Source organism: Candidatus Thiodiazotropha sp. CDECU1, from assembly GCF_963455295.1.
Taxonomy (GTDB): Bacteria; Pseudomonadota; Gammaproteobacteria; order Chromatiales; family Chromatiaceae; genus Thiodiazotropha.
Genome location: NZ_OY734020.1, coordinates 3,122,471 through 3,140,930, shown reverse-complemented (window position 1 = coordinate 3,140,930; position 18,460 = coordinate 3,122,471). Strand labels below are relative to the sequence as shown.

At 50.2% G+C, this 18,460-nt stretch carries 13 protein-coding genes; 8 read left to right on the top strand and 5 right to left on the bottom strand.

The window, feature by feature from the left end; translation table 11 throughout:
• Positions 1 to 555: 555 nt before the first annotated feature.
• The 3 genes from R2K28_RS14235 (at position 556) to R2K28_RS14225 (ending at position 7,002) form a co-directional block, all read left to right on the top strand.
• On the top strand, positions 556 to 1,572 hold the full coding sequence (locus tag R2K28_RS14235) for a transposase (RefSeq protein ID WP_316365362.1): 1,017 nt from the start codon (positions 556 to 558) through the stop codon (positions 1,570 to 1,572).
• A 606-nt stretch (positions 1,573 to 2,178) separates the two neighbouring features.
• Positions 2,179 to 6,237 carry a helix-turn-helix domain-containing protein gene (locus R2K28_RS14230; protein WP_316365360.1) on the top strand — a complete coding sequence of 1,353 codons (4,059 nt, stop codon included), beginning with the start codon at positions 2,179 to 2,181 and terminating at the stop codon, positions 6,235 to 6,237.
• Between the two features lie 27 nt (positions 6,238 to 6,264).
• On the top strand, positions 6,265 to 7,002 hold the full coding sequence (locus R2K28_RS14225; RefSeq protein ID WP_316365359.1) for a hypothetical protein: 738 nt from the start codon (positions 6,265 to 6,267) through the stop codon (positions 7,000 to 7,002).
• A gap of 402 nt (positions 7,003 to 7,404) precedes the next feature.
• On the opposite strand, the gene R2K28_RS14220 is transcribed toward R2K28_RS14225, so the two are convergent.
• Complete coding sequence (locus tag R2K28_RS14220; RefSeq protein WP_316365358.1) at positions 7,405 to 8,067, bottom strand: SOS response-associated peptidase; 663 nt, start codon at positions 8,065 to 8,067, stop codon at positions 7,405 to 7,407.
• Positions 8,068 to 8,404: 337 nt separating this feature from the next.
• Here R2K28_RS14220 and R2K28_RS14215 point away from each other — a divergent pair, with 337 nt between their 5' ends.
• The 5 genes from R2K28_RS14215 (at position 8,405) to hemN (ending at position 13,009) form a co-directional block, all read left to right on the top strand.
• Entirely contained in the window at positions 8,405 to 9,550 is a 1,146-nt protein-coding gene (locus R2K28_RS14215) for a GNAT family N-acetyltransferase (RefSeq protein WP_316365356.1), read from the top strand.
• A gap of 152 nt (positions 9,551 to 9,702) precedes the next feature.
• Positions 9,703 to 10,194: an Rrf2 family transcriptional regulator gene (locus R2K28_RS14210; protein WP_316365354.1), complete on the top strand. Its 492-nt coding sequence runs from the start codon at positions 9,703 to 9,705 to the stop codon at positions 10,192 to 10,194.
• Positions 10,195 to 10,326: 132 nt separating this feature from the next.
• On the top strand, positions 10,327 to 11,205 hold the full coding sequence (gene prmB / locus R2K28_RS14205) for a 50S ribosomal protein L3 N(5)-glutamine methyltransferase (protein ID WP_316365352.1): 879 nt from the start codon (positions 10,327 to 10,329) through the stop codon (positions 11,203 to 11,205).
• A gap of 44 nt (positions 11,206 to 11,249) precedes the next feature.
• Complete coding sequence (locus R2K28_RS14200; protein WP_316365351.1) at positions 11,250 to 11,567, top strand: hypothetical protein; 318 nt, start codon at positions 11,250 to 11,252, stop codon at positions 11,565 to 11,567.
• A gap of 56 nt (positions 11,568 to 11,623) precedes the next feature.
• A complete protein-coding gene (gene hemN, locus R2K28_RS14195) occupies positions 11,624 to 13,009 on the top strand; it encodes an oxygen-independent coproporphyrinogen III oxidase (protein ID WP_316365350.1) in 1,386 nt (461 codons plus the stop codon).
• Positions 13,010 to 13,184: 175 nt separating this feature from the next.
• Here hemN and R2K28_RS14190 read toward each other — a convergent pair whose 3' ends face one another.
• Genes R2K28_RS14190 through gspD form a run of 4 tightly spaced genes read right to left on the bottom strand, consistent with a single transcriptional unit; the run spans position 13,185 to position 18,335 of the window.
• On the bottom strand, positions 13,185 to 13,532 hold the full coding sequence (locus tag R2K28_RS14190) for an SEL1-like repeat protein (RefSeq protein WP_116446934.1): 348 nt from the start codon (positions 13,530 to 13,532) through the stop codon (positions 13,185 to 13,187).
• Positions 13,533 to 13,536: 4 nt separating this feature from the next.
• A complete protein-coding gene (gspF, locus tag R2K28_RS14185) occupies positions 13,537 to 14,748 on the bottom strand; it encodes a type II secretion system inner membrane protein GspF (RefSeq protein ID WP_316365348.1) in 1,212 nt (403 codons plus the stop codon).
• Positions 14,749 to 14,754: 6 nt separating this feature from the next.
• Positions 14,755 to 16,311: a type II secretion system ATPase GspE gene (gspE, locus tag R2K28_RS14180; RefSeq protein ID WP_442871401.1), complete on the bottom strand. Its 1,557-nt coding sequence runs from the start codon at positions 16,309 to 16,311 to the stop codon at positions 14,755 to 14,757.
• Between the two features lie 17 nt (positions 16,312 to 16,328).
• Positions 16,329 to 18,335, bottom strand: a complete 2,007-nt coding sequence (gene gspD / locus R2K28_RS14175) for a type II secretion system secretin GspD (protein ID WP_316365346.1) — start codon at positions 18,333 to 18,335, stop codon at positions 16,329 to 16,331.
• Between the last annotated feature and the right edge of the window lie 125 nt (positions 18,336 to 18,460).

Sequence of the window (18,460 nt, the reverse complement as noted above, 5' to 3'; positions counted from 1 at the left end):
TGCAATAAATCAATGAGTAAAAAATAGTGTTTTACAAGATAATTTAGGTAATAGTATTGAGTGTGGCTTTGAATTACCGTCTTCAAAATGTGACTGGACAGCACCAGATAACATATCAGCAAACTGAACCGATTTCGAAGAGGCACTATCAAGGGGCATGGTGATAAGTGTTGTGGAAGAATTACAATCAAACCATATTGTAGTTTGCAGATAATCGTGTAGGCTATTTCCACTTTCAACTTTAATAGACCTAGGGTCAGGGGAAAAAGTCACTTGTTCAAAATTAATCATATCCTCGATTAGAAGTAACCGTATCATGTAATTATAAAGCTTATTACAGTCACCTCTGATGTGAGGTTGTACGTTTTTCTTTTCTACGGTGATTGTCTTTAGGTAAATATCAGGTTCTTTTGAACATAGGCTATGAGCCCTGGTAGCAAAACTAACTCTCTCGGTCTTATTCATAAAAAGCAGGGACACCCGTAAAAATTTTGCTAAAAAGTTACGGTCACGATAGGATTTAAAGCGCTCATCGAAAACAACAAGGAGGTTGTGATGACACGTGCACGAGAAACCCTAATCAGCCTGGAAGCCACCCCTTACTACCACTGTATCTCCCGCTGCGTACGCCGTGCCTGGCTATGCGGAGCAGATCCCTATACCGGCCAAAGCTTTGAGCATCGACGCCAATGGGTGCTGGATCGAATGAGAGAATTGGTGGAAATCTTCGCCATCGACATCTGCGCCTACGCCATCATGTCCAATCACTACCATGTTGTACTGCATGTGGACGCAGAGAGGGCCAAAGGGTGGACGGATAAGCAAGTCATTGAACAATGGATGCGGTTATATAAAGGCCATATGCTGGCAGATCGCTATCTGGCTGGTGACATGATGAGCAGAGCGGAATGGGCAGCACTCTCAGAGTTGATTGAAAAGTGGCGATTGCGCCTTTACGATATCAGCTGGTTCATGCGCTGCATGAACGAATACCTGGCCCAGCATGCCAATGCGGAGGACCAGTGCAAAGGCAGGTTCTGGGAAGGTCGTTTCAAGAGCCAGGCCCTGCTTGATGAAGGAGCACTGTTGACCTGCATGAGCTATGTGGACCTCAATCCCATTCGGGCCGGATTGGCAAAGACACCGGAGCGCTCGGACTTCACCTCAATCCAAGAGCGTATCGAGGCCTATGCTGAACGTCAGAACAGACACAAAGCCAAACAGGTACGAAAACAACCGACAACCCTTCATCCGTTTAAAAGAGCGAGAGGTAAGAAGACCGCGAAACATATCGAATTTGACCTCAAAGACTACCTGCACCTCGTAGATTGGACAGGACGCGCCATACGAGAAGACAAAAAAGGCGCAATCCCAAGTGATCTCGCACCTCTCCTGGAGAGAATCGGCTTGAATCCGGATGCCTGGCTAAAAAGCGTCAGTCACTATAACCGAAATTACTTCTCGGTATTGGGTGCAATCGATCGAATCAAAGCCTTTGCTCATGAACAGGAAAAAAATTGGCACCGAGGCCAACGGGCAGTTTTACGGAATTATCGTCTCGTTATGGCTTAATGATTATCAATAGATGCATTGTTATCGAGGCAGGAATTATTACATTAACGGGTTACAACTAACGGGTGTCCCGCCATATCCCACGGGTGTCCCGCCATATCCCATCGGCATTGGCTAACGGTAAAGGTTATTTTGGAAGCTCTCGATAAAGAGGCTGATTGGACTACCCAATTACAAGGCTCTTGGGTGACTCCATCAGGTGATAGTAAATCTTAGTGCTGATCTGCTCTAAGGGCTCCGCCCTGGCCGCGGGGCCATCCCGCCCTCGCCGGGTGGCAGATGGGCCAGCGAACTGTCCCATCCACAACAGGATATTCAACCCCTCCGGTTCAAGGACTACTCGCCGCCAGCGGCTGCGTTCCTCCTTGAGCCGAATGCCGTTTTGAAGTAGTGAAAAACAATAATGGGAGCAGCGTAGGTAAGTTCGCTACTGATCAGCGAGGCGAATTGGTGGGGCGTAACTTATTGAATTCATTGCGATGTTAATGGCCTGATCTGCGTAGCAGGCGAGTTCAGCATCCGGAAAAGTATAGATTTTATATCAGAGTTGATATTTATACTGGTATTGATATAAAATTTAAAAAATTAACGATGTAAGGTGATTTAGTGGCTGATATCGGCGATAAAAGTGTAGATGTTGATATGCAAGAGCGCTCGTCTTTGATGACTGAGCTCCAGGGTTATATTAGTCACCTGGAAGGAACACAGGCAGAAAAGGCTAACTCCTTGGCCATAACTCAGCCTAGGCTTAATGACTTGCTACGTGGCAGGGTAGAAAAATTTAGCCTAGATGCGCTGACAACAATTGCTGCACGTGCTGGCTTGCATGTCAGTGTAAGAGTTAGGCAGGTTAAGCCTCTTGAAGAATCAGGCGGTCCTTCCTTAACTCCAGGCCTAAGATTGAGCACTTCGCCTTTTCCGGTCAGAGAAGCTGAGCTTGGCAACCTAAGTCCTGGGCAAGCAACTGTCGTCTTTCGCGAGCTTTTAAGGTGCGAAGCATTTGCTACTGGCTTAAGTCCGAAGAATGTAGTGGTGTCTCTCAAAATCTCGATAAAAGACGGAGGCATTGATGCAAAAATTGGTGGCCTTGAAAGCTCAAACTCTTTATTTCTGAAAGAAGGAGAGGTTCATTATCAGATAAAAACTGGTAGTTCATTCAAGCCTTGGCAGCCTTCTAGCTTAAAAAAAGAATTGTTCGGAGAAAAGCGTAAACCTAATAAGCGTAACTTAGCGCCTGCTATCAAGGACTGCCTTGATGCTGAAGGTTGCTATACGATTGCAACATTCGGACATGATTTGCAACCCCACCAACACACAGCAGCAAAAAAAGAATTAGTCTCACTATTACAACAATGCGGCTATAAAAGCCCATCAGTAGAAGTAATGGGGCAAGGTCAGCTTGCTGGAGAGGTAGAGAAATATCCCTCTCTTTGTTTGAGCCTCTTTGGTTTCTCTGACGATGCAGTATATACGCTGAACGACTGGAAGGCAGAGGCTCTCATGCAGAATACTCTGCACCTTTCAGAGTCCCATGAAAAGATTATTAACGAGATACGCAGAACCGTACTTGATAATGACTTGCAATATGTGCGCGTTGTAGGTGAGCCAGGAATTGGTAAAACACGTGGCGTTCTTGAGGCAGTCTCTCATGCCGAAATAGCACCTACCGTGGTATATGTGCCAACAGGAGATGACTTTCAAAAAAGCAGATTGTTTAAAGAGTTAATTCGATCTGATAGGCCATACGCTATAACGGTAGTTATCGATGATTGCGAGGACATAGATCGCGCTTCGATATGGTCGAGCTTAAAGGGAAAACCTGAAATAAAATTGATCACTATCGATCACGGCCCTGCTCGATCTAACGATGTTGCAATGAGGACGATACATTTTCCAGTACTCCCAGATGAACAAGTTAAAGAAATTCTCACAGAGTACATTGGGAAGAGCTATGACGTGCAAAAGTGGGCTGAAGTTTGCGGAGGTTCACCAAGGGTAGCTCATGCTGTAGGTGAAAACCTAAAAAACTATCCAGAAGACATACTGCGACCACCTGCCACGGTCCCCCTATGGGAGCGATTTATAAAGGGAAGTAAAGCAGATAGTACTGAAGCTTCGCAGTATGGTGTTGTTCTCCGACATGTTGCGCTATTTCAAAAATTTGGTTTTGAAGCGCCTGTCAGCGATGAAGGTAGATTTATCGCTAGCCTGGTTCAGTCTGTAGACCCTTCTATCACATGGGGTCGATTCCAGGCGATTATTCAACACTTCAGGGCGAGGAGGATTTTGCAAGGAAATCATACGTTATTTCTAGTACCTAAGGCATTGCATATTTACCTCTGGAGAGACTTTTGGGACAACCATGGTCGAGGCTTTGATTTTTCTGATTTTCTGGAATCGCTGCCGTCGAGTATGCGTGATTGGTTTTTTAGCTTGTTCATATATGCGGATGAGCCACCAGCGGCAAAAGCTGTAGTTAAATCAGTATTAGGGCATGAAGGCCCCTTTGAGGATAAGAGTTTTTTAAGCTCTGAGTTTGGGCCGCGATTCATAAGATATCTTGCTGAAGCAGACCCAGAATCTACTCTTCAACTAATCGAGCGTACTTACGGTGATTGGCCGAATGACGCTTTGCTTAATTGGCAGACCGGCAGGCAAGACATTGTCTGGGCGTTAGAAATAATCGCCGTTTGGGAACATTTGTTCCAACGTGCCGCTACTGTTTTAATTCAAATGGCGCTTGCAGAAAATGCAACCAATTCAAATAATTCTAAAGGAACGCTAATAGGATTGTTTACGATTGGGCTTGGTTGGGCTCCAACCCAGGCTCCACCTGCCTTAAGGTTTCCTCTATTAAGGGCGATGCTTCAGAATACTGATGCTGATTGCCAAAAGTTAGGGCTTGAAATGGCAAAGGGCTGGTTATCGACATATGGAGGCTCTCGTGTTATCGGCCCCGAACATCAAGGGCTTAAGCCAACAATCGAGTTTTGGCGCCCTAGTGTTTATGGCGAAGTATTTGATGCTTGGCGCGACGTTTGGCGACTACTCATTGGCGAAATGTCTGGGCGCAATAAGGAGGATCGTCAACGTTATGCAGACACTTTAATAGAGTCAGCACATGGCCTGATGTCTTATGACGCCCTATCTAGCGAGATCATTGATACTCTGTTTTTACTCGTAGCAGACGAAGATTTGAATCGTAAAACACTAACCCATTTTGTTATCCGTTACTTGGGGCGGCGTGGAGAAAAGACGGATGAAAAAATTCTTGAAAGAATAATCGATCTCAACGAAAAATTGACTGGTTCAAGTCTATGGGATCGTATTGAAAGGTATGTGTTGCATAGTAACTGGGGCGAAGACTACATGCATGAGGGTGAAGAGCTAGTTGAGTCTGATGGCCCTAAGAAACAAGTTAAAGAGATAGCGGCAAAATTACTGGACGAAGAAAAAACATTTGCAGACAGCGTAGGCGCTCTGCTGCGGTCATCGGGCCATCGGCTGGCCAACCTAGGATATGAGTGCGGCCTAATTGCATTATCTGAACAGCTCGACCAAGTTATATTACAAGCTTTGTCAGGCTCCGAAAGAGACTCTAATGGAGAATTTATTGGGGGTTATCTAGCTGGCGTTAGAGAGATTGATGAGGGGCGGTGGGAGGGAATTACACGCCAACTCCTGATGCAGGATGAAACAAGAGATATTGGTGTTGAGTGCGTGTGGAGGTCTGGTCTATCTGAAAACCTAATTCAGGATATGCAACGGTTTTACATGGAAGATAAGCTGTCATCAAATGCGTTTAGTAGATTTTCGTTGCGTCTGGTATCACAAAAAATACCTGAACATACTTTTAAGTCAATGATAGAAACCCTGCTATCAAGGATTGATGATGGGGCAGCTCAGGCAGTCGTATTTCTAGTTTACGAATATTACTTCGAGCACAAGAAAGCCGAACCTTTTCCACAGGATTTGGTTTATAGGGTTCTAACGTGCCAAGTTCACGAAAATCAGAAGCACGACACTATGTATGGGTATTACTGGTATCAAGTTGGAGAAGAGTATATCGCTCAATATCCTGATGATTCGTTAAAGCTATTGGAAGCGCTACTGAGCAATTTTTCAAATTGGGATTTAAATCAAGGCAGGGATGATATTGAGAAGTTGGCGTCAAAGATAGTTGAAGATATGCCGGATCAATCATGGCAGATAATCTCAAAGTTTTTAGAGGGCAACGACACAAGATGCTTCCAGATTAATCATTGGCTTGGAGACCCCGCTTTTGAAGACAGGGGTGGTCATGGGCCAATTCGCCACATACCCGCTGAAAATATTATTGAGTGGATAAAAAATGATCCGGAAAATCGAGTTTGGAAAATTTGTCATGCACTTCCAAAAACGCTAGATGACGAATCCAATTTGACAGCGATTTTCATTGAGGAGTTTGCTGATGATCCGGATGTGGCAGGCAGCATCATGTCTCATTTTTATACTGGTGGCTGGAGTGGACCTGAGAGCGCCTATTTAGAGAATAAGCGGAATAAAGCACGTCATTGGAGTGGCAATACAGAATCAATCAAGATACGGCTATGGCTTGATAGGTATATTGATAGCCTTACTAGGCGAATAGATTCAGCAAGAATACAGGAAGAGCGAGAATTTTAACGCTGATAGCGGGTTGAATTTTGATTTATGTCAGATACTGATCTAGCAATAAATATACTTGGTGAAGAAAAAGTCTGCTGTTTAAGGAGCCTTTTTGAGGTACTGGATGGACTCCCGCCACAGGTGGGCAGGTTGAGATATCGAGCGGATAATAAATCAATGCTTGATACTCTCGATAATTTGGAATCCAGTGCACAGTTAATTAGGAGGGATGAGAAATCCGAGCATTACCGCTTGTCGCCTTATGCATTACCCTTGATTCAAAGTAAAAAATCAAAAAACCTAATTTCGCTGATGGAAGATATCTATGGTGTGCTTAAAGACATCTACATGGAGCGACTAACCGAGCCAGTTACATATAAGGAAATATCTAACCGACTGGACGCGTCTCCCCCGGAGCTAAGAGAAGCTGTTTACTATATGTGTGAAGCTCATGATGTTTGGTGCGGGAAGGATGGTAAGTTTCCATTTTCTGATGATTCGCATATCAATATATCTGAGTCTGTAATAAAGAAAGAAAAATTTATAAGCATATTGGAAGACTACTATCGCTGGAATGTTATTCCTACTGACAATCAAAATACCAATACCCCGCTCACCCCTTTTTTGAATAAGACTGATAGGAGTGAGCCCTTATTGCTTCATATTAAGAATAAGGCGTTTGATCATCCTGTTGTTGCAACCATCATCCTTTTTGGTACGGTACTGGCATTCTCTGTGGCTATCGTAAAAAATATTGCTGATATATTTGGGTGGTTAAGATAGATCGAAGTGCCCCAAAAAACTGAGCAATAAAGACGCTGAGGATAGCCGGATATAAGTTTAGATCGCAAACATAATGGACGGTAGTTCCCATACATATCCCTATGATTGAAATTCGAGTAATCACTAACTGAGTTCGAAGCGGATAAAAGACAAGTTGGGAGCCAATATCTCGCTTTAATTAGTGTTATTTCGCAACGAAGGACACGAATCTGAAATTATTTCGGTGCGGGTTCAAATCCCAAATATTAGGCTCAAATCTGTCGGTATTTATGACGGTATATCGGCAAAATTGAACCGATAAAATTAATTTAAAACAAATAGTTAGGATTTGATTCAATACCGGCCCCGCACCATCCACACCTGACCTTTTCAACTAAACCCAGCTGAACATCACTTAATCCATCAAATGGATTCAATATTCTCGGGCGAGTTGTTTTTAGGACTGTTCACCCTGCGGCTGACTGGATAAAGATGTATGTTATCCATCTCATTTGCTGACAACAGGGGTTTCAGGATTGCCGGATCTTGGGTCCCCTTATCGAGCCAGGCGTCATAATTGTCAGGGGAGAGTATCACCGGCATTCTGTCGTGGATGGTTGTGATCTCACCCCTGGCCTCGGTGACGATGATGGTACAGGAGTCGATCTCTTCACCCTGGGGTCCTTGCCAGTGTTCATACAGCCCGGCAAAGGCGAAGGGTTTGCCATCGTCGGATGTGATGCAGTAGGGTTGTTTCCCCTGGCTTGTCGCTTTCCACTCGAAGAATCCACTCGCGGGTATCAGGCATCTGCGATGCTTGAAGGCTGACCGGAATGAAGGTTTGCTCTCGACGGTCTCCGCCCTGGCATTGATGGTGTGGTATGCGAACTTCTTGTCTTTTGCCCAGGAGGGAATCAATCCCCAATGCAGCCTGACCAATTCCCTGTTTGCACCGGCTGATTTGATGGCTGCAATTTGCTGCGAGGGGGCGATATTGTAGTCAGCGCTGAGCTGCGGTGCGGACGCTAAGCCAAACGCTTCAAGCATATCTTCTGCTGTTACATCGAGATAGAACCTGCCGCACATAGATACACCATTGTCTCAGTGGATGGTTATACAGGATGCCGGTGTATCCCTGTTTAAACTGTGGAACCACTGGCGTGGATTTCAGTTAAGATCATGTAGCCGTTACGGTGGGGCATGGCCACACCCTGCATCCTGTCCCCCCAATATCCTATACCAATGGGTAGGGTGGGGCCATGCCCCACCGATCAAGGTTATTACTGGTGATACTATTTATAATAGAGTGGAGAGATCCCAGAGCCACTCAAACCATACATAAATAGAGGCTATGCAATTGATAGCTGACTATGACTAATCATCAGTTATCGATTTATTTATCAGAGGGGTTAGAGGCAGGCTCATGCAGGTAGAATTCCACCACAGCATCGATGAGTTGGAGCAGAGCGAATGGGATGCGTTGGTAGTCGACGCCAATCCCTTTCTGAAATACGCCTTTCATGCCGCGCTGGAGCATCATGACTGTGTGGGCAGCAAGTTCGGCTGGACACCCTGCCATTTGGTGATTCGGCAAGATGCACGGATGGTCGGACTGTCACCCCTCTACATCAAGAGCAACTCCTATGGGGAGTTTGTCTTCGACCATGCATGGGCGGATGCCTATCAGCGAAGCGGCCGGCGCTACTATCCCAAACTGGTGAGTGCGATTCCCTATACCCCCGCTTATGGTGAACGCCTGCTGGTCGATCCGAATGCGGATGTCATAGGGATACGTAAGCTGATGATATCAGCCACCAGGGAGATGGCGAAGGAGTCAGGCCTGTCATCAATGCACTGGCTCTTTACCACCGAGGAAGAGGGGGCGGTGTTGAAATCCATGGGCATGCTGGAGCGCCTGGGTGTGCAGTTTCACTGGCGCAACCAGGGGTATGAGAGTTTTGACCACTTTCTTGCCCAATTGACAGCCAAGCGGAGAAAAAACATCAGGCAGGAGCGTCGCAAGGTGGCGGATACCGGTATCCGGTTTAGGGTGCTGCATGGTAATGAGGTCAGCGATGATGAGTGGCAGCTGTTTGCCGACTTCTATACCAAGACCTTCGAGGAGCGCTACAGCCTGGCCACATTGAATGCGGGTTTTTTCCGTGAAGTGGGCCGCACCATGGGAGAGCAGGTAGTCCTGATCCTTGCCTATGAGGATCAGGCCTGTATTGCCGGGGCACTGCTATACCGTAGTCAGTCGGTACTCTATGGCCGTCACTGGGGGGCTTCCCGGCATCACGACAGTCTTCACTTTGAAACCTGTTACTACCAGGGGATAGAGTATGCGATCAGACATAAACTGCAGCGGTTCGAGCCGGGGGCACAGGGGGAGCACAAGATCTGGCGCGGATTTCTGCCTGCCAGGACACGCTCCTACCACTGGATCGGTGATCCGGAATTCAGTTTCGCCATACAGGAGTTTCTCTCCAGAGAGACGCCTGCGATCAAAAATTATCAGCAAAACCTGCTTTCAAGCTCGCCTTTTAGGGAAAATTCCCTGCCTATTTAATCATAACGAATTGAAAATAAAGCAATAATAATAAATACCCTAAATTTTACGAAATTTTTTCATGATAAAAGTTGACTAATTTACTTAGTTACTCTAGTCTAATTACCAAGTGATTTACTGGGTAATGCAATTTATACCACTGGAGAAAACCAATGAGATTGTCAACTAAAGGTCGTTATGCGGTCACCGCTATGCTGGATCTTGCACTGAACGGTAAAAATGGTCCGGTTACGCTGGCTGAGATTTCCGAAAACCAGGGTATCTCTCTCTCCTATCTGGAACAGCTGTTTGCCGCCCTGAGAAACAAGGATCTGGTAAGAGGTGTCCGGGGACCTGGTGGCGGATACTATCTGGGTAAAACTGCCGATGAGATATCCATTGCCAACATTATCTGTGCAGTGGATGAGTGGGTGGAGTTCACCCGCTGTGGCGGCAGGCAAAACTGCAGCGGCGGCGCCCGTTGCCTGACCCACACCCTGTGGGATGATCTCAGCAGTGAGATCTTCAATTTCCTGGCAAACATCTCTCTGGGTGATCTGGTGCGCAGAAACCTGAACAAGAGTGAAGAGAGTGAGGAGAGCGAGGAAGAGCAGCCACCACTGAGTGTGGTAGGCGATTCCAACTCAAGCTCACAAGCAGCCTGATTCGCAAGATGGCTTGGCAGATTGCGGGGTGGGGGCCTGGTTGGCCTGCCACCCCGCCGTCTATTGGGGCAGGAGCATATAACTTACTGGCTGAATAAGTTATGATTCACGGTTTTTCAGCCAGCTACTTCCGTGCAGACACTTATATCCATTGCCGACTTCATTCGCTGGGGTGCCAGTCGCTTCAGTGAGGCGGGTCTGTTTTTCGGTCACGGCACCGATAATGCCCTGGATGAGGCCGCGGCGCTGGTGCTGGGGGCCCTTCACCTCCCCCCTGATCTCCCTGCAAGCTGGTTTGGCAGCCGCTTGACCGCCCCTGAGCGTCAAAGGGTGCTGGATCTGATTCAGCGCCGGATCGATGAACGCAGGCCACTCCCTTACCTGTTGGGGGAGGCCTGGTTTGCAGGCATGAGGTTTCATGTCAACGAACAGGTATTGATACCCCGTTCACCCATCGCAGAGCTGATAGAAGCCGGGTTCGCGCCTTGGCTGGAGCCTTCCCCGGCGCCGCAGATCCTTGATCTCTGCTGTGGCAGCGGCTGTATCGGTATCGCCGCGGCCGCCTATCTTCCCGAAAGCAGGGTCGATCTGGTGGATATATCTGCCGATGTACTCCAGGTGGCAGAGCAGAATATTGCTGAATATGGCCTGCAGGAGCGGGTCACCAGCTATCCTTCGGACCTGTTCGAGGCATTACCGGATAATCGGTATGACCTGATCGTATCCAATCCTCCCTATGTAGGTCTGGCCGAGATGGAGGAGTTACCCCATGAGTACCGGCATGAGCCGGTATTGGCACTGCAGGCGAATGAAAATGGACTGGAGATTGTCCAACGGATACTGAAGCAGGCCAAGCGGTACCTCACCCCCCGGGGTATTTTGATTGTGGAGGTCGGCAATAGCGCCCGGTTGCTGGTGGACCGCTATCCGCAGATGCCGTTTGTCTGGCTCGATTTCGAGCGCGGCGGCGAGGGTGTGTTTCTGCTATCGGCGGCTGATCTGGCAGAATAGGTGAGAGTGTACGATCATAGAGAATGAAAAGAGATTAACAGCAAATGAGCTTACAACGTGCGCGCAGTGCGGAAGAGTATGTGGAGTGGGTCAAGCAGGCCGTATTCGAGGTGGACGATCTTCGAGACTGCTATGACTATCAGATGGATGAGATGGGCCGATATCCATCATTCCTGGAACCACTGGAGGAGGGCATCAAGACACTCTACCGGCAGATGCAGGAGGGCGAATACGGTTTCGGCCGTGAGGACCTCTCGTTCATGTCAGTGGTGAATCGGCATAGCGATGATATCCCCTTCGCCATATTGTTGCGCCAGATCAACGAAACCCACCGTAAGGGTATAGATGTGGAGGTTGAGTAGCCTATTGGTTACCACCTGTTCATCGATAACCAAATTTAATTAGAGAAAATCAATCCATGGATCATTCGACACAATTCGATCTCGAGCTGATCGCCAAATATGATCAGAGTGGCCCGCGCTACACCTCTTATCCCACCGCGGTCCAGTTTCATGACGGTTTTAACGAAGACGAATACAAGCGGGTCGCGAGAGAGAGCAACCAGACCGGTAATCCTCTGTCGCTCTATTTCCATATACCCTTTTGTGACACGGTCTGCTTCTACTGTGCCTGTAACAAGGTGGCCACCAAGGATCGCAGCATGGCTGCCGGCTATCTTGAACGGATCTATAAAGAGTTGCGCATGCAGTCCGAGTTGTTCGACTCATCGAGAGTGGTGACCCAACTCCACTGGGGTGGGGGTACACCCACCTTTATCAGCCAGGATGAGATGCGCAAACTGGTTGCTCAGACACGCAGAGCCTTCACCCTGCTGGATGATGATAGTGGTGAATATTCCATAGAGATTGATCCCAGGGAGGCGCAAGGGGATACCATCAAACTGCTCAGGGAGTTGGGATTCAACCGCATGAGCCTGGGGGTGCAGGATTTCGATCCGAAGGTACAGAAAGCAGTCAACCGGATTCAGAGTAAGGAGGAGACACTGGGCGTGCTGCAAAAAGCGCGGGACGAAGGCTTTCGCTCTACCAGCATCGATCTCATCTATGGACTCCCTTTTCAGAGTGTTGAGAGCTTCTCCAGCACCCTCGACCAGATACTCGAGGTCGATCCCGACCGCCTCTCGGTGTTCAACTATGCCCACCTTCCTGAGCGTTTCAAACCGCAGCGGCGCATCAATGAGGATGAGCTGCCGCCCCCCCAGGAGAAGCTGGATATCCTGCAGATGACCATAGACAAGCTGTCGGCAGCAGGTTACGTCTACGTCGGCATGGACCATTTCGCCAAGCCGAATGATGAGCTGGTGCTGGCGCAGCAGGATGGCACCCTGTATCGGAATTTCCAGGGCTATTCGACCCATGCCGATTGCGACCTGGTCGGCCTGGGAGCCACATCGATCGGCATGGTTGGTCCGAGCTATGCGCAAAACATGCGCAGTCTGGATGAGTATTACCAGCGTATCGACAGTGACAGACTGGCGGTCTTCCGTGGCGTGGAATTGACCAGCGACGATCTGTTGCGCCGGGATGTGATTACCCGTCTTATATGCCACTTTTCCCTGTCCCTGGCAGATGTTGAAAGGCGTTGGGGTATCGTGTTCAAGGAGTACTTTGGCAACGAAATCGAATCCTTGCAGGGGATGGCCGCGGATGGCCTGCTAAGCATCGATGATAGTGAGATCAAGGTTATGCCGAGGGGGCGCCTGTTGATCAGAAACATCTGTATGCAGTTTGATGCCTACCTCAGCAGCAAGCAGTCTCAAGGAAGTTTCTCCAAGGTGATCTGAGCGAATTATATGCTCCATGGTGGGGCAGGGCCCCACCCTACACTACGCAAAACTTCAGAATTCCCATAGGGTATAGGGTGCGACTTGTCGCATCGCTACGGGTGAGTGATAAGGTGTAGGGTGCGACTTGCCGTACCGTTGCAGGTAAGCTGAATCAGCTGCGATCAAGCATTGTTTATTGATTCGGAATCAGCGCCTTTCGCGCCTTTGGATTGCCTTGTGCCGCGGCCTGTTGAATCCAATGCATGGCCTGGCGCTCGCTCTTTTGAACACCCAAGCCATAGTAGAAAAGATAGCCCAGGGCATATTGGGCCTTGTCGTTACCGGCGGCGGCCAGGGGGAAGATCAATTGAAAAACCTTCTTGTAGGCCTTGATGTTATATGCCTTGTGGGCCTCTGTGAGAATGGCAGCGGTTTCGTCCATTTCACTGTCAGGGGTGGTGCTGCAGCCATTCAATGCAATCAGTCCTGGTAGCAGGCCGAGTAAGAACAGGGTCAATTTCAGTTGTGGATGGATTTTCATGACATCAGCCTACCAGTTGATTGAGGTCGAAGATAGGGAGCAGTATGGCCAGCACGATAACCAGTACAATACCCCCCATCACCAGGATCAGGATGGGTTCGAAAAGCCCTTGAATGGTCGAGACCAGGGTCTCGATCTCCCGCTCCTGGATATCCGCCGATCGTTCCAACATCCCTTCCAGGTTACCACTCGATTCACCGCTCGCAAGCAGACTGAGGGTCATGGGTGGGAAGTAGCCGGTCTTATCCAAGGCCTGGTAGAGGCTGGTACCCTCGCGTACCCGTAAGGTGGCTTCCTCAACGGCGTTGCGCATGGGCATGTTGGTCAATACCTGGGATGCGATACGCATCGAGTCCAGGATCGGTACGCTGCTGGCCGCCATGATACTCAAGGTTCGGGAAAAGCGGGCGGCATTGGAGGTGCGAACCAGGCGTCCCACCAGGGGGATGCGTAACATGGTTTTGTGCCACCAGCGTTTGGGGCCGGGTTTTCTCAACAGATAGCTGAATAAAAGTCCGAACAGCAGAACCAGGACAAAGATATAGATGCCGTAGCTGCGAAACACATCACTGGTAGTCATCAGGGCCCGGGTAATCCAGGGCAGTTCCGCCTGCATGGTTTCGAACACCCGTGTAACCTGGGGCACGATGTAGGTCAACAGGCCGACCACGATGAGAAAAGAGACGATAGTCAACAGTGCCGGATAGAACAGGGCGAAGATGGTCTTCTGGCGCATCTGCTGGCGCTGCTCGGTATAGTCGGCAAGACGTTCCAGTACCAGCTCCAGGTGTCCCGATTGCTCCCCTGAGGAGACGGTCTTGATATAGAGTTCGGGAAAGGTCTTGGGAAATTCATTCAAGCCATCCGCCAGGGTGCGACCCTCCAATACCTTGGCTCTGACCGCCAGCAGGGTGCGTTCCACGTGACGCTTGTCGGATTGGGATGCGGTTGTCTTGAGAACATGTTCCAAAGGCAGGCCGGACCTTAACAGGGTCGCCATTTGACGGGTGATCAGTGCCAGCTCCATGGCGTTGATCTGGCGTTGGAAGAGGCTGCTTTTTCGAGCCTGGGTGGCGCCGCTGGCCACATCGATGCTGAGGGGTGTAAGGCCCGACTCCCGCAGTTGCTGACGTACCTGTCTCGGGCTGTCACCCTCCAGTACGCCGCGTCGCTCCTTCCCTGTCGGGTCGAGTGCTACGTATTCAAAGGCGTCCAAGGTTGATCAACCCTCCTGGGTTACGCGAATGATCTCGTCGATCGTGGTATCGCCGTTGAGTACACGCTTCATGCCGTCCTTACGAATACTCTCGCTCATGGTTCGGGCATGCTCCAGCATTTCGATTTCACCGCTGCCCTTATGGATCAGGTTGCGCAGGGTCTCATCGATGGTAATCAGCTCATAGATGCCGGTTCTTCCCATGTAGCCGTGCTGGTGACACTTCTCGCAACCATTAGGCGTAAACAGGGTCACCTCTTCGGTTGTGGGGCGTCCCAACACCTTCAACTCCTCTTCGCTGGCGGTATAGGGTGACTTGCAGTGGGGACAGAGGGTGCGCACCAGGCGCTGCGCAAGTACCCCGATCAAGCTCGATGAGAGCAGAAAGGGTTCCACACCCATGTCGCGCAGACGGGTGATACTGCCGATGGCGGTATTGGTATGCAGACTCGACATCACCAGATGGCCGGTCAAACTGGCTTGTACCGCGATCTGGGCGGTTTCAAGGTCGCGGATCTCACCCACCATCACCACGTCCGGATCCTGACGTAATATGGCCCGTAAGCCGCGGGCGAAGGTGAGATCTACCTTGTTGTTGACCTGGGTCTGTCCAATGCCATCGAGGTAATACTCAATGGGATCTTCCACGGTAACGATATTCCGGCTCTGGGTGTTGAGTCGGCTCAAGGCCGCATACAGGGTAGTGGTCTTACCCGAGCCGGTGGGGCCGGTGACCAGAAAGATGCCGTGAGGACGTTTGATGATGCCCGGATCGACCTGGATCAGCAGCTCCTTTGCCATACCGAGCTGTTCCAGGTCGAGGCGACCCGCCTGCTTGTCCAGCAGACGTAAAACCACCCGTTCGCCATAACTGGAGGGGAGGGTGGAGACACGAACGTCCACCGGGCGATTACCTACCTTGAGTGAGATACGTCCGTCCTGGGGGATGCGCTTTTCGGCGATATCCAGTTGCGCCATGACCTTGATGCGCGAGACCAGAAAAGAGGCCACGGTGCGCGGCGGGGTGAGGACTTCGCGCAATACACCGTCCACACGGAAACGCACCACCAGGCGGTTTTCGTAGGGTTCGATATGGATATCCGAGGCCTGTTCCTTGATCGCTTCGGTAAACAGGGCATTGATCAATCTGATGATCGGGGCATCGTCGTCACTCTCAAGCAGATCTTCCGGCTGGTTTAACGCCCGCGCTGCATTGTCCAGGTCGATGTCGTCACCCATGGTCTCCATGATCTGACTCGACTGTTTCGAACCCGATTCATAGATCAGGGTGAGCTGTTTCTCCAGTGCCTCCTCTTCGACCTGGGTATAGATCAAGGGCTTTGAGAAGAGTCGGCGTACCTCATTCAGTACTTTCAGGGAGACGCCAGGTTTGTGTATCAGCTGCAGCTCATCCAGCTCATCGTCCTTGACGATGACGACACCATGTCGACGGGCAAAGGCATAGGGCAGTTGTATCGGTGTCTGGGTGACCTCATCCAGCAGCACCGATTCAACGTCGAGTTCGTCGACCATTTGCGATGAGGGTGTGAGGTTATCAGACATACGCCTTACCTCGCCGATCAGAGTTCGGGTTCCAGCTCTTCATCATCAAATGGGGGCGCGAGGGTGCCGAAGCGTGCTGGTAGTACCGGCGTCTCCTCATCCGACATCAGATTAACGCCCTGCTGCTTCATCTTGAGTTGCTGGGCGCGGAAGAAGTTGTACTTTTCGCTGGCAATCTGGGTGTTGACGGCATCATCCCGGATCACAACCGGACGTAGAAAGACCATCAGATTCCGTTTTACCTTGCTGGTTCTAGTGGAGCGAAACAGTGCTCCCAGGATAGGCACATCGCCCAGTATCGGCACCTTCTCTTCGACCTGTTGCAGATCCTCCTCGATCAATCCACCCAACACGATGGTATTACCATCATCAACCATGACCACTGTCTTGATGGTGCGTTTGTTGGTGACGATATCGCTGGTTCCGGTACTGGCAGAGCTATTGATACTGGAGATCTCCTGTTCGATCTCCAACTGGATCGAGTTGCCTTCGTTGATCTGCGGCTTTACCCTCAGGGTCAGGCCCACATCCTCCCGCTGAACGGTCTGGAAAGGGTTTACCGAGCTGCTGGTACCGCCGGTGGAACTAAAAGAGCCGGTGATAAAGGGCACGTTCTGACCGATCACGATCTCCGCTTCCTGGTTGTCCAGGGTGGTGATACTGGGTGTGGAGAGGATGTTGGTGGTGGAATCACTCTCCAGGGCCTGGATCAGGGCAGCGAAATTCAACCTGTCACTGTTGAATCTTCCAAAGCCGAGTGAGGTGCCTGGGCCGAGGGAAACCCCGCTTCCCGCTGCCGCAGCGGTGGCGATGTCCGAAATGGCCGGAGAGCCCAGGTTGATGACACCGATGGGCCCTTTGTCATCCGGTGTGCCGTCGACGATCCACTGCACCCCCAGCTGCTTTGCCTTGTCGTAGGAGACTTCCGCGATGATCGCCTCCACCAGGACCTGGGCGCGGCGGATATCGAGTTTACGGATAATCGCCTGCAGGGATCTGAACTGATCCGGCGGGGCGGTGATGATCAAGGCATTCGCAGCCTCGTCCGCCTGGATATTGGTCGGAACCTTGGGCTTACCCTTGGCGGTTTTGCCGCCTGCCTGTTCGCTCTTTTCCAGGTTTTCGCTGACACCGGTCAATACCTGTACCAGGTCGACGGCATTGGCATACTTCAGATAGATAACCTGGGCATTGCCTGCATTGTCGAACGGGGTATCCAGATGTTCGATGATCACCCGTGAGCGTAGCCTTGCCGTTGGATCACCGCTGATTAGAACGCTATTGGTGCGTTCATCGGCAACCAGTTTCGTCGCATTCTTTCTTGCCCCTTTGGCGGCCGGGGTCTGCAAGCCGTTGAGAATACGCACCACCTCGGCAGCGGATGCATGCTGCAGGGTGATCACCTCGATGGAGCTGTCGCTCACCTTGTCGATCTGATCGATTATCTTCATCAACCGGTCAACATTCTGACGCCGATCGGAGATGATCAGGACATTGGTGTCCGGATACGCGGCGAGATGACCCTCCTGGGGTATCAAGGGTCTCAGGATCGGTACCAGCTGCGCAGAGGTGACGTTCTTGACCTGGATGATACGGGTGACGATCTGATCCCCAGGAAGCTGGCCGAGTGCATTGACGGTGGGGATCCCACCCTGTTTGGCCTTCACATCGGGGACCACCTTGATCACATCCCCGCTGGGGATGGTGGAGAAACCATGCACTTCGAGTATGGAGAGAAAGACCTGATAGAACTCTTCCCGAGCCATGGGATGGGCCGAGATCACAGTCACTTTTCCCTTCACCCTGGGGTCGATGACGAAATTCTTACCAGTGTGTTCCGACACCGTCTTGATCAGTGCCTCGATATCGGCATTGTTCAGATTAAGGGTAATCTGCTCTGCATGGCCGAGCGGGATCCAGGCAAGATTAAGCATGGCAACGGTGTACAGCATAAGGGCCAGGCGTGAGATCGGGCCGGTGCGCGGGAGCTGTCTATCCATGAAAAGGGTTGGAAAAATACTCATAGTTGAATCGGTTCCATCGAAGTCTCGCACCCGAATCGTGGCACCTGCTGGTGGGAGATTTGGGGCAGTCTAATATGTTGATGGTGAAAATCTTTATTCATCATGGGTTTATGTTAAATATATAA